9 protein-coding genes are annotated in these 12,318 nt (G+C 70.3%); 1 reads left to right on the top strand and 8 read right to left on the bottom strand.

Annotation, left to right across the window (positions count from 1 at the left end; all coding sequences use genetic code 11):
• Position 1: 1 nt before the first annotated feature.
• The 8 genes from ACIQCZ_RS35350 to eccD form a co-directional block, all read right to left on the bottom strand.
• A complete protein-coding gene (locus ACIQCZ_RS35350; protein ID WP_402288876.1) occupies positions 2 to 346 on the bottom strand; it encodes a hypothetical protein in 345 nt (114 codons plus the stop codon).
• Between the two features lie 7 nt (positions 347 to 353).
• Positions 354 to 854 (bottom strand): YbaB/EbfC family nucleoid-associated protein, encoded by a 501-nt coding sequence (locus tag ACIQCZ_RS35345; RefSeq protein ID WP_402288874.1) that lies wholly within the window; start codon positions 852 to 854, stop codon positions 354 to 356.
• Between the two features lie 8 nt (positions 855 to 862).
• Positions 863 to 3,535: an AAWKG family protein gene (locus tag ACIQCZ_RS35340; RefSeq protein WP_402288872.1), complete on the bottom strand. Its 2,673-nt coding sequence runs from the start codon at positions 3,533 to 3,535 to the stop codon at positions 863 to 865.
• Between the two features lie 120 nt (positions 3,536 to 3,655).
• Positions 3,656 to 4,099: a type VII secretion system-associated protein gene (locus ACIQCZ_RS35335; RefSeq protein WP_402288870.1), complete on the bottom strand. Its 444-nt coding sequence runs from the start codon at positions 4,097 to 4,099 to the stop codon at positions 3,656 to 3,658.
• A gap of 13 nt (positions 4,100 to 4,112) precedes the next feature.
• On the bottom strand, positions 4,113 to 4,436 hold the full coding sequence (locus tag ACIQCZ_RS35330; protein WP_402288867.1) for a WXG100 family type VII secretion target: 324 nt from the start codon (positions 4,434 to 4,436) through the stop codon (positions 4,113 to 4,115).
• Between the two features lie 126 nt (positions 4,437 to 4,562).
• On the bottom strand, positions 4,563 to 4,928 hold the full coding sequence (locus ACIQCZ_RS35325; protein ID WP_361453918.1) for a hypothetical protein: 366 nt from the start codon (positions 4,926 to 4,928) through the stop codon (positions 4,563 to 4,565).
• Between the two features lie 103 nt (positions 4,929 to 5,031).
• Positions 5,032 to 6,594 (bottom strand): type VII secretion protein EccB, encoded by a 1,563-nt coding sequence (gene eccB, locus ACIQCZ_RS35320; protein WP_402288864.1) that lies wholly within the window; start codon positions 6,592 to 6,594, stop codon positions 5,032 to 5,034.
• A gap of 17 nt (positions 6,595 to 6,611) precedes the next feature.
• Complete coding sequence (eccD, locus tag ACIQCZ_RS35315; protein WP_402288862.1) at positions 6,612 to 8,012, bottom strand: type VII secretion integral membrane protein EccD; 1,401 nt, start codon at positions 8,010 to 8,012, stop codon at positions 6,612 to 6,614.
• 299 nt (positions 8,013 to 8,311) lie between these two features.
• Here eccD and eccCa point away from each other — a divergent pair, with 299 nt between their 5' ends.
• Positions 8,312 to 12,256: a type VII secretion protein EccCa gene (gene eccCa, locus ACIQCZ_RS35310; protein WP_402288943.1), complete on the top strand. Its 3,945-nt coding sequence runs from the start codon at positions 8,312 to 8,314 to the stop codon at positions 12,254 to 12,256.
• Positions 12,257 to 12,318 lie beyond the last annotated feature (62 nt).

Here is a 12,318-nt window from a genome sequence, read left to right as displayed (position 1 = left end):
CTCAGCGCTTGCCGCTGTTGGTGGGGCTGATCCGGTGATCCCGGATGGCGTCCAGGATGTTGTTCTGGTTGGACCGGATCGAGGTCAGGTTGACCGACGTCCCGTGAGCCACCCCGTGCACCGCGTCGGACAGGGCGATCGCCGTCTCGGTACTGCTCTCCCGCTCCTTCTGTTCCTGGGGGATGACCTCCAGGGCGAAACTGTCGTCCTGACCGGGCCAGTCACGCGTCGCACGCACATCGACGACGAAGTCGTCGACCATCGACCCGATCGACGAACTGATCGAGAACATCTGCCGCAGACCGGCCTGGATCCGGGCCGGCTCGGCGAAATAGGCGTCGCTCATGCCGCGTTCAGTGCTCCTCGTCCTCGTCGATCTCGTCACGCAGCCGGTGCCCCGAGGCCTGCTGGGCCCGGTCGTCCGGATCCTGGAGCACCTCCGGCCCGAAGATCTTCGCCCAGTCGATGTCCACACCGGTGAGCTCGGGCACCTCGGCGCTCGGCCGGGTGAACGGCTCGAAGGTCTCCATCACCTGCCGGGCGATCTCCGTACGAGCCCGTCCGAACGCCTCCAGCACCGAACCGGACAGCTCGCCGGGAGACATCGTCCGGTACTTCCCGTCCAGGAACCGCAGATCGGTCAGCTCGCCCTGGGACCCCACGGTCACCTCGACCGACCGGTCCGCCGAGCGCACGCTGCGCGTCGCCCGCCGCAGTTCGGCCTCGGCCTTCGCCACCCCCTTCTGGGTGGCCTCCAGTTCAGCCATCGCCGCGGCCAGCCGGGCCTCCACGGACCGGGCGTAGGGCGAGACCTCGCCACGCCCCGCCGAGGAGCCCTCCGCCGACTCGTTCATCGCGCCGCTCACCGTCCGATCACCGTGGGCGTGCCGCCCTCCTCGGTACCCCACACGTCCTCGTCCTCGGCCACCCAGTGCACCCGGTCGCGCTCACCGCTGCCGGTCGCCTGCCCGCCCTGGGTGCCGCCCGTCGCACCACCGGCGACCGGCGTGGAAGTGGTTGCCGTGCGGACCCGACGGGGGCTCCGCTCCCGATCGGTGCCGCGCCGTCCCTCGCCGGAACGGCCGGAGCCCCCGCGCGTACCGGTGCCGCTCTCCGTCAGGACATTGCGCACGCGTTCCCCCGACGATCCGCCGGCCTGCCCACCGGCACCCATGCCTCCCATACCCCCCATGCCGCCCATCGGCATGGGGTTGAGGGGCGTGGTACCCGCCGGGTCGGAGCCTGTGCCCGAAGCGCCGGTGCCCGATGTGCCGAGAGCCCCGGAGCCGTTGGCACCGGGCGGCGCGCCGAGCGTGCCACCGGGATGGAAGGTGCTGTCGTACTCCTCGTAGTCGCCCCCGCCCGCGGTGTGGGTGCCACCGGATGTCCGGCCACCGCCGGACGAGGAAGTGTTCAGCGAGCTGTGGTCGGTCCCGCCGAGGGAGTTGAGATCTCGGTGGAGGTTCCCGCCGTGGTCCCCGCCGAGATCGCGGTTGAGGTCCCGGTTGAGGTTCCGGTTCAGATCGTGGTTGAGATCGCTGTGCGTCGGCGGCGGCGTGAGGTGGGTGTTGCGGTCCGGCGGCCACTGGAGACCGGTCCTCGATCCGTTGAGATCGGTGACCGTCTCCTTGCCGTTCTTGTCGATGTTCGTGACCTTGCCGGTGTCCGGATCGATGGTCTGCCGGCTGCCGTCCTCGAACGTCGTGGTGAGCGTCCCGTCCTTGTTCCGTCGGGTGACGCTGCCGTCCGGATTGGTCACGCTCTGACCGGGGTTGAGGTCCTGCACCGTGGTCCTGCCCTGCGCGGGGGTGATCGTGTACTTCCCGGTCCTCGGGTCGTACACGGACCGAGCCCCGTTCGGGTACGTGGTGACCAGGTTGCCGTTCCCGTCGAGGGAGGTGACCCCGCCGCCCGGCCCCTGAACGGAGCCGTTGGACACGGTGGGCGGGGGGACCAGGGGGTTCAGCGGACCGGTCTGTGTCGAGTCCCCGCCACCGTTCGTGAGGTTGTTGTTCAGGTCCTTGGTCAGGTCCGCGGCCAGGTTCTTGCCGGTGTTCGGGTCCGGGCCCTTGTCCGTGTTCCCGTTGAGGTCCTTCGTCTCGCTGTCGGAATTGCCCAGCAGATCATTCAGCCCGCCCGGTCCGTTCCCGCCGCCCAGATCGTTGAGGGTGTCGGTGACGCCCTTGCTCATGTCGCCGATGCCCTTGTTGAGGTTCTCCAGCGTCTTGTTGAAATCCTCGCTGTGTTTGTCCGCCTCTTCCTTGGCCTTCTCCGTCTGTTCCTTGGTGTAGAACTCCGTCAGCGTATTGGTGTTCTTGGTGGTGAGATCCGATTCGAACGGTGTGGCGGCGTCGATCCAGGAGTTGTTGAGATCGGACAGCACCTGCTGAGCGGTGCCGTTCAGGCCCAGCTCCAGCCCGGGGAGTTCCGGATGGGGGGCGTCGATGAACTGGTTCCAGCGCCGGACGGCCTCCTCTCCCACCTTGGCCCAGTTCTGGATGTCGTTCAGATCGCCGTAGCTCGGATGCGGCTCCTGGAAGCCCGGCTTGGTGGAGTACGACGTGCTGTAGCTCTCCTTGCCGGTCTGGCGGGTGGTCACCGAGATGTACGGAATGTTGTTCTGGTTCAGCCAGGCCAGGATCTCGTTCAGGGTCTGGATGAGGAAGTGGTGCGGGTCGTGCTCGTTCTGCGCCATCCAGGTGTCCCACGCGGTCCACATGGTCCGCGCCTTGCCCAGCAGGGTCTGCTGGGCCTGCATCAGGTGGTTCGAGTGGTTGGACTTCGGTGTGTACGCGGGGTCGCCGATGGGGGAGAACTTCTGGTCTGCGCCGAGCTGCTGCACGTAGTTGTCGTAGTTCCCGTGCAACTGGTGCACCAACTGCCAGAAAATACCTGCGGCTTGACCCTTCCAGGCCGACTGCTCGCTGCCCAGGGACTTCTCCCAGCCGTCCAGGGTCTGCGCCTGGTCCACGAAGAACTGGGCGGCCCGGTCGAAGGCCTGGGCGGTCTGCTGGAACGAATCGAGGTCCACCGAGTCGGCGTCGGGGACCGTCGCCCCGTTGTACGAGGTACCGCGCGTCGTCTTCGACGTGATGAGGGCGTCCAGGGCCGCACCGGGTCCGCCCATGTACTGGCCCAGCGGGCCGATGTCGAAGTCGTCGCCGTACTTGCCCTTGTACTTTCCCCCGGACAGCGACTCATGGGCGTCCAGCCCGCGGCTGCGGCCGTTCTCCGACATGAAGGAACCGATGAAGACCAGCCGCGCGTGGTACATCTCCACTTTGCCGTTGGCGTTGGAGTAGAAGTACAGGTCGTAGTCCTGTCCCTCGCTCTTCAGCGACCCCTGCTTCGCCGCGTCCACGACCGACTGGACGGAGATCTTGTCCAGGCTCATCCGGAACAGCGGGCTCTTCTCCTTGCTGCTCAGGCCGGTGAACAGGCCCTTGCGGCTGGGCATCGGATAGCCGGTGAGCTTGGTGACGCCCTGTCCCCAGTAGTCGTCGGCGTCGTAGGCGGGGGAGGTCGGGGTCGACATGCGGAACGCTCCGGGGCGAAGAAGGGGATCGGGGCGGGCGGGAGAGGGCGTGGACGGGTCGGCCCGGGAGCGGCCCGGGGGATCGCCGGAGCGGACCGTCCCCGTGCGGGGACGGCCGGGTCAGGTACCGGTCCTGGTGGTCGGGCCGAGCTCCTTGTCCACGTCCGAGAAGATGTCGAGCAACGAGGCACCGTCGATCGACTCGAGGCTCTTGCCCTGGGTGTCGAGCAGCTTCGTGATCGTCTCCTGCAGATCGAGCTCGATGTGCTTGAACAGCGTGTGCTGGCTGTCGAAGACTCCGTCGACCGAGCCGGCCGCCTTCTTGACCGCCGTGACGAGGGACTGCCCGTGCACGACGTCGTCCTTGCCCATCAGACCGATCGCCAGCGCCGGGTCCTGCTGGAGGTGCTGGGGGTCCGTACGGCCGTCGAGAATGCTCTTGAGCGCCTTGATCCCGGCGCTCGAGTCCTTGCGGATGTCGTCCAGCGCCTTGATGAATTCCGCGACGTCGTGGTCGGTGAACGTCTTCAGTGTCTTGCCGTCGAGATGCGTCAGGTCGGCCATCGGTGGCTACCGCTCAGCGACCGATGGTGATCTCGGACCACATCTGCGACAGCGAGTTCTCGCTGTACTTGTAGTTGCCCGAGATGTCGGACAGCAGGGCCGCGTGCGAGTTCAGCAGCGTCTCCATGTTCTTCACCGCCTGGTCCCAGGCGGCCTGCTTCTGCCGGTAGACGTCGGCGTCGGAGCCGTACCACGTCTTGCGCAGCTCGGCGAGCTCCGCCTCCAGCGACGCAAGGGTCCGGGCGATCGCCTGGGTCTGGCGGACCATGTCGTCGCCGGCGTTGTTCATGTGGCCGTAGTCGACCAGGATGTAACCGTCGGTCAGGTTCTCGGACATCGGGGGAGACCTCGCTTCGCTGCCTGGGAAGGTGCCTCGCCGCCGGTGGCGACGAGGGGTGCCGGACGACCGGCGGGCGGAACGACGGGACACGCGGTACGCGATCACGCCGTTCGGCGCGGCGGGCTACGCCATCAGGTCGTCGAACGCCTTCTGCGAGGCGCTGTAGGCCTGGTTGATGGCGTCGTTGGACGACCCCTGCGTCCTGCCGTGCTCCACCAGGCTCGTGTTGAGCTTGTCGACCATGTCTTCCAGGTTCTTCAGGATGATGTTGACCTGGTCGTCCCACTGCTTGAGCAGGGCGCCGTACTGGCCGCCGTCGCTGCCCTGGTAGCCCTTGCTCAGGTTGTTGCGGGTGTCGTCGACATCCTGCCGGGACTTGAGAATCCCGCTGTAGGCCGCCTCAAGGGCCTGAATGCCGTTCCGTGTCGAGCTCTCGCTCGACTGCTGGAGGTTGCCGCCCGGCCCCGTCTGCGCGCCTTCGTCTGCCACGGTGTCTCCCATGCCTCAAGTGCTGGATGCTCGCGATCCTATGATCAGATCCGTGGTGTGCTCAACGATCCTCGGTGGCATCTGAGCTTTTCCTGAGCAACCATCAACTTCTTTTACCCGAAGGCAATCCGCCGTTGTCCGAACGGCCCCCCTTGTTCCCGTCCGTTCCCGGGCACGACGGCGCCGTCGTGCCCACGCCGCGTCCCGCCGCGGCCGCCTCCGGGCTCAGATCGGGCCCGGACGGCAGCATGGCCAGGAGCGGCGACGGGAGCGCCTGCGGGGTGGCGCCGTCGTACCCCAGCGCCTTCTGCGCGGCCTGGGACAGAAGCCGGTACTTCACCCCGTTGTCGGCGACGAAGTAGGTGGTTGCGCCGATGTCGGTGCCGCCCGCGCCGAGCGCCTTGACCAGCGCGCCGTGACCGGGACGCACGGCCGTCGCGTCCACCGGCAGACAGGCCTGGGTGATCTCCTCCGGCGACGCGGCGGAGGCAGGGGGGAGCGCGGTGAGCGGAACCAGCGCGCCGGTCACCCGGGTGCCGTCCCCGTGGTCGGGCCGCACCCGTGCACAGGCCGCCCACCCCGCCGGCACGGTCTCGGCACGCGGCGGCGTCCCGGGCAGCCCGGCCGGGAGGGGCTCACTGCCTTCCGCACCGGGCGCCAGGCGGGCCTTCACCTCGGCCGCACCGATCACCGTCGCGGCGGGTGCCGCCCCGCCGTACGCGGAGTCCCTGGTCGCGCCGTCACCGAGCACCAGCGCGGCTCCGGTCTCCGTCAACGGGACCAGCCCCTCCTTGCGCAGCAGGTAGTACTGGCGCGCGGCCCCCGGTGCGCGCGACTGGAAGACCTGCCCCAGCTTCGACGGACGCCCGCCCAGCGAAGGACCGGCACCGCCACGGCCGGGCACGGCGGGCGGCACCAGATCCGGTCCCCGCACCAACGCGTCCAGGAACGCGGCGGACACCGGCCGGGGCGTCACCGACCCGTACCCCAGCGACACCGCGGCGCCCGCGCCGCGGTCCAGCCGCAGCCGACTGCCCTGCCAGACCAGATACCGCGCCCGGTCCGGCCCCGACACCACCAGGCCCTGTCCCGCACCCATCCCGCGCCCTTCCACCGGCGCACCGGCCACCAGCGCCGTGAACGCACCGCCGGAACCCCCCGGGCCGCCGGCACCGCCCGGAGTGCCCGCGCCCGCCTCCGACGCGAGCACCGAGCAGACCTGCCACGGATCCCTCTCCAGGTCCCGCACGCCCGGGACGGAGTCCGGGGCGCCGGGTATGCCGACCGGGGCGCCCACCGCTGTGCCCTTCAACGACGCCGTGCTCACGTCCTCGGACTTCAGCTTCCCTTCGCCGACCAGCAGCGCGGAGGCGTAATTGCGCACCGGGCGCAGCCGGCCCCCCACGTACACGTAACGGGCCCCGGTCTCCCGGTTCACCACCAGCGTCCCCGGGGCCCGCCACGCGTCGTCGCCCCCCGGGGACATGAAGCCGTACACCAGCGAACCGGCCGCCACCAGCGCCGTGATCACGACACCGATCAGCACCCCCCGGGTGGTCCGCCCCAGCGGGCTCTCCGGGGCGTCCGGATCGGCCAGCAGCATCCCCGAGGTCAGCCGGCCCATCACGAAGGTGTGCGCCTGGACCTGGTCACGCTTGGACTGCATGTCGCATACCTTCCGGGTCAGCCGTTGATCGCCCGGAGCGCGGCGAAGACGCCGAGCACCCAGAGCGCGAGCGGCAGCAGGCTGATCGCCAGTGCCGAGTGCAGCAGTTCGGCCGCGCGGCCCCAGTACGGCACCAGACGACGGCCGGGCACCGTCCAGGACACGATCACCAGCAGCGCGGTGAACGCGACGAGGCACGCGACCAGCAGCGGGCGCTCATCAGGGGTCAGTGACGTCGCCGACGCCACGGTCAGCAGCAGCGCACCCCAGACGCCGGGCAGCAGCAGCGCGAGGCGCTGCGGCACATTGACCATGCCGCGCCCGTGCAGCAGCAGAAGCAGTGAGAGCACAGAGGCGGTCAGGGTCTCCGGCAGGTTCGGGTCGTCGGCCAGCACCACGAGGCACGCCGCGCAGACGGCGCCCGCCGCCCCGTACAGCGCGGTCATCCAGCCGCCCGCCAGCTCGGTTCGGGCGGTCACCTCGCCACCGGCGTACGGTTCGATGCCCTCCTGCAACTGCTGGGGGTTGGTCGGTAGCGCGGGCATCCGCATCCCCGCCAGCTTGAACGCCAGAGCCGGTACGAAGCCGCCCAGCACCACCGCCAGCGCGGCGAGCACCGTCGCCGCTCCGTCCATCGTCAGATCCGCGGGCCCGGCGAGCGCCCCGCCCAGTGCGACGGCACACCAGAACACCGCCGTCGCCAGGAAGAACGGCACGGACACGGCCGCGAGGGCGAGCCCGAGCACCGCACCGCCCGCCCCGGCGGCCCCCGCGGCCAACAGCCGGGCGCCGAGCACCTCATGCACGTTCGGGCCGCTCAGATCGCCGCCCGGCAACAGCCAGCCGGCCAGCGCCAGATACGGACTCGCCATCGCCCCGAGCACCGCCGCGGCGGCCGCGTCGCCCACCGCGCGACTCGCCGAGGCGGCCCCGGCCAGCAGCAGCGCACCCACCGCGCCCGCTCCGGCGGCGCGGACGCCGACCGGGCCGCCCGGCCGGGCCAGCAGCGCGAGGCCGGTCAGCAGAGTCAGCACGCACAGGGCGCGCAGCAGCCGCCTGCTGGAGTCGGCGGTCCAGCCGTGGAGCCGGTCGCGCACCACACTGGCGATGCCGTCGACCAGGTCGTCCAGGCGTACTTCGGGAAGGGCATCGGTGTGCGGGCGCAGGTACAGCACCTCACCGTCCTTGAGATCGAGGGTCTCCAGGGTTCCCTCGTCGTCCAGGGCCGGTCCGCCCAGCCGTTGCAGCACCCAGCCGCCGTGGTCCAGGCCGTTCTCCTCCAGTCCCTCACCCGCGTAACGCAGCACGGTGGGAAGGAGATCGGCCACCGGCACATCGGCGGGCACCGCAAGGTCGATGGTCTTTTCGGGGGCACGTATGGTGAGGCGGCACAGGCCCGCCACGGAGCTGTCGGTCACGGTGAGGGCTCGCGTTCTCGGGGGACTTGTCGGATGCGACGTGGACGCGCTTGGTGATCGGATGCAGACTACTGATCATCATTCGGACCGTTGTCAACGGACCTCTCGGCAGTCCCTGTTGATCCGGAACCGTCCGGCTTGTGCGCGTGTCGGCGCCACGTGTGCCCGTGCCGGCCCGGTCCACCCGTCACGGCGGGCGGTTCGCCGCCGTTACGCGGCCCGCCGTCGCCGTCGTCGAAGGAGTCTGTTCGTTGAGTGTGGTCCTCTTCCGCCGCCCAGCCCGCCGCCGCGGCCCGGACATGCCCGAAGGAGAGCTGAACCTCCAGGAGCCACCGACCCTGCCGGAGACGGTTCCCGACTCCTCGGCGATCTGGACCTATCTGCCGATGGCCATGATGTCGGTGTCCATGATGCTGATGTTCATGCGTCCGGGCGGCGGCAGCAGCGTCTTCACGTACCTGGCGCTCGGCATGATGGTCACCGCGTCGGCCGCCATGCTCATTGGCCAGGTGATGCGCAAGGGCGGCGAGCGCAAGCAGCGGCTGCGCGGCGAACGCCGCGACTACCTGCGCTATCTCTCGCAGATCCGGCGGCAGGTCCACGAGGCGGTCGGCGACCAGCAGCAGGCCCTCGCCTGGCGGCACCCCGAGCCCAGGGTGCTGCGCACCATGGTCCGCTCCACCCGGCTCTGGGAACGCCGCACCGCCGACGACGACTTCGCCGAGGTACGGATAGCCGTCGGCGACCAGCAGCTCGCGTTGCGCCTCACCCCGACATCCACCAAGCCGGTCGAGGACCTCGAACCGCTCTGCGCCCATGCGCTGCGCCGGTTCATCAAGGCGTACGGAATCGTCCCCGAGCAGCCCACGGGGCTCTATCTGCGTTCCTGGACCCGGATCCTGTTCCGCGGTGACGACAGGGCCGTCCGCGACACCGTTCGCGCGGTCCTGTCCCAACTGGCCTTCTTCCACCCGCCGGAGGAGCTCTGGATCGCCCTGTGCGTCGCCGACGAGCGGCGCACCGAATGGGAATGGGTGAAATGGCTCCCGCACAGCCAGCACGCCCAGGAACAGGACGGCGCGGGACCCTCCCGGATGGTCGCCTCCACCTTCCGCGATCTGGAGGACCTGCTCGGCGCCGAGTTCTCCGAGCGGCCCGCCTTCGACCCCGAGGCCGTACCCGGCCGCGACGAACCCTTCACCGTGATCGTCGTCGACGGCACCACCGTGCCCGCGGGCCACCGCCTGGACGGCCCCGGCCTGCGCAACGCCGTCGTTCTCGACCTGTCCGGCGCCCTCAGCTGGCGTCCCGGGCGCACCACGCTGCGTCTGGACATCCAGCCCGACAGCCTGCACCTCGTCCGTACCGACCGCAGCCGCAAGGAGCAGACCACCCTCCTCGGCCGTCCCGACGCCATGGGCCCCGGCTCCGCCGAAGCGCTGGCCAGGCTGCTCGCCCCGTACCGGATGAGTCTGTCCTCGGACGCCGCCCAGCCGCTGGACACCGACGTCGAACTCACCACCCTGCTCGGCATCCCCGATCTGTACCGGCACGACCCGGCCACCCTCTGGGAACGCTCCACCGGCGCCGCCCGGCTGCGTGTCCCGGTCGCGGTCGGCGCCGACGGGGTGCCGGTGGAGCTGGACATCAAGGAGTCCGCGCAGGGCGGCATGGGCCCGCACGGCATGCTGATCGGCGCCACCGGATCCGGCAAGAGCGAGCTGCTGCGCACCCTGGTACTCGGCCTCGCCCTCACGAACTCTTCCGAAACACTCAACTTCATCCTGGTGGACTTCAAGGGCGGCGCCACCTTCCTCGGCCTCGACGAACTCCCGCACACCTCAGCGGTGATCACCAACCTGGCCGACGAAGTCGCGCTCGTGGAGCGCATGCAGGACGCCCTGCACGGTGAACTCGTCCGCCGCCAGGAGCTTTTGCGCAGCGCCGGCAATCACACCTCCGCGCTGGAGTACGAGAAGGCCCGAGCGGCCGGCGCCGACCTCGCACCGCTCCCCAGCCTCTTCGTCGTCGTCGACGAGTTCAGCGAACTGCTCTCCGCGCACCGCGAGTTCATGGACCTCTTCGTGATGATCGGCCGGCTCGGCCGGTCACTCGGCGTCCATCTGCTGCTCGCCTCCCAGCGCCTGGACGAAGGACGCATGCACCAGCTGGAGAGCCACCTCTCCTACCGGGTGGGGCTGCGGACCTTCTCCGCGATGGAGTCACGCGGTGTCCTCGGTGTCCCCGACGCCTACCAGTTGCCCTCCCAGCCCGGCAGCGGCTTCCTCAAGAGCGGTGTCGACGCGCTGACCCGGTTCCGGGCCGCCTACGTCTCCGGTCCGTACCGCAAGCGGCGCGGCGCCGCCGTCCAGGCCAGGGTCGCCAGTCAGGTGATGCCCTGGACCACCGACTGGGTGGTTCCCCGGGCCCCCGCGCGGACGCCCGATCCCGAACCCGCCGCCTCGGCCGAGGAGTCCGGCAACGGCGACACGCTGCTCTCCGTCGCCCTGGACCGGCTGCGTGCCTCGGGACCGCCCGCCCACCAGGTGTGGCTGCCGCCGCTGGACCTGCCGCCCGCCCTGGACCTGCTGCTGCCGTCCCCCGAGCCCGACCCGGAGCGCGGCCTCACTCCGGCGGGAACACGGGGACCGGGCGCGCTCAAGGTGCCGCTGGGTCTGGTGGACATGCCGTTCGAGCAGCGCCGCGATCCGCTGATGGTGGATCTCTCCGCGTCCGGCGGCCATGTCGCGATCGCGGGTGGCTCGCAGAGCGGCAAGTCGACCGTCGTACGGACCCTGATCAGCGCGCTCGCTCTCACCCACACCCCGCGCGAAGTGCAGTTCTACTGCTTGGACTTCGGCGGTGGCGCACTGTCCGCGCTGTCCCGGCTCCCGCATGTCGGCGGCGTCGCGGGCAGGCTCGACACCGAACGGATCAGCCGTACGGTGGCCGAGGTCACCGGCGTGCTCAACGAGCGCGAGCAGTTCTTCCAGGACAGCGGCATCGACTCGATGGCCTCCTACCGGCGCCGCCGCGCCGCCGGGGAATTCCCCGACGAGCCCCATGGCGATGTCTTCCTGGTCGTCGACGGCTGGTCCACGGTCAAGCAGGACTTCGACTCGCTGATCCCCACCTTCCATCAGATCGCCGCCCGCGGCCTCAACTACGGCGTCCACCTCGTCGTCACCACCGCCCGCTGGATCGAGCTGCCCGCCCAGGTCCGTGACCAGTCCCTGACCCGTCTCGAACTCAAGCTCGGCGACCCGATGGACTCGGTGATCGACATCCGCAAGGCGGCCACCGTGCCCCGCGGCGCCGGGCGCGGCCTCACCACGGACGGCAAGCTCCACTTCCTGACCGCCCTGCCCCGCATCGACGGCAGCGACAGCGCGGACGACCTCGCCGAGGGCGTCGCCGACCTGGTCGACCGGATCGCCGGACACTGGCAAGGGCCGCCGGCACCACCGGTACGGATGCTGCCGCACCGTCTCCCGGCCGCCGGGCTCCCTGAGCCGGAGCGCACCGAGGGGCTGCGCGTCCCGCTCGGCCTGGACGAGGAGACCCTCTCGCCCGTCTGGCACGACTTCGGCCGCACGCCGCACCTGATCGGCGTGGGCGACAGCGAGAGCGGCAAGACCAATCTGCTGCGCCTGCTGGTCCGTGCCGTCACCGCGCGGTACACCGCGGCCGAGGCACGCATCCTGGTGGTCGACTACCGACGCGAACTCGTCGACGCCGTACCCGAGGAGTACCGCCTCGGACACGTCGTCGCGGTCGACTCCCTGCGCGAACTGGTCGGCGGCGCGGCCCGCGCCATCAAGACCAGGCTCCCCGGCCCGGACATCGCCCCGTCCCGGATGCGGCAGTGCGACTGGTGGACCGGCCCGCGGCTGTTCGTCCTGGTCGACGATTACGACATGGTCGGTGGCACCGGCTCGTACGACCACCCGTTCGCCCCGCTCCTGGACCATCTCGCGCTCGGCTACGAGGTCGGTCTGCACGTGGTCGCCGTGCGCTCGGCGACCGGCGCGGGCCGTGGTCTCAACGACCAGTTGCTGCGCCGCCTGGACGAGGTCAACACCCCCGGCATGCTGCTGTCCTGCCCGCCGTCGGAGGGCTATGTGTTCGGCAACGTGAAGCCGCGCAATCTGCCGCCGGGCCGGGCCCAGTACATCGTCCGGCGCAAGGCCGCCCTCGTGCAGACCGCACTGGCGGACGAGCCCGGGGCGCCGCCCGCGGGCTGATCCGGACGAGAGGCCCGAGGGCCCCGGGGTGCCGCACCCCGGGGCCCTCGGCCCTCCGTACG

This window comes from Streptomyces sp. NPDC093149, assembly GCF_044754145.1.
Lineage (GTDB): Bacteria > Actinomycetota > Actinomycetes > Streptomycetales > Streptomycetaceae > Streptomyces.
The sequence above is the reverse complement of the archived record's forward strand: the minus strand, read 5'-3'. Positions and strand labels throughout refer to the sequence as shown.

What these genes read in the sequence shown, in the direction of transcription:
- ACIQCZ_RS35340 (WP_402288872.1), bottom strand. Translation starts at nt 3,535, where the DNA reads ATGTCGACCCCGACCTCCCCCGCCTACGACGCCGACGACTACTGGGGA.
- ACIQCZ_RS35335 (WP_402288870.1), bottom strand. Translation starts at nt 4,099, where the DNA reads ATGGCCGACCTGACGCATCTCGACGGCAAGACACTGAAGACGTTCACC.
- eccB (WP_402288864.1), bottom strand. Translation starts at nt 6,594, where the DNA reads ATGCAGTCCAAGCGTGACCAGGTCCAGGCGCACACCTTCGTGATGGGC.
- eccCa (WP_402288943.1), top strand. Translation starts at nt 8,312, where the DNA reads ATGCCCGAAGGAGAGCTGAACCTCCAGGAGCCACCGACCCTGCCGGAG.
- ACIQCZ_RS35330 (WP_402288867.1), bottom strand. Translation starts at nt 4,436, where the DNA reads ATGTCCGAGAACCTGACCGACGGTTACATCCTGGTCGACTACGGCCAC.
- ACIQCZ_RS35350 (WP_402288876.1), bottom strand. Translation starts at nt 346, where the DNA reads ATGAGCGACGCCTATTTCGCCGAGCCGGCCCGGATCCAGGCCGGTCTG.
- ACIQCZ_RS35345 (WP_402288874.1), bottom strand. Translation starts at nt 854, where the DNA reads ATGAACGAGTCGGCGGAGGGCTCCTCGGCGGGGCGTGGCGAGGTCTCG.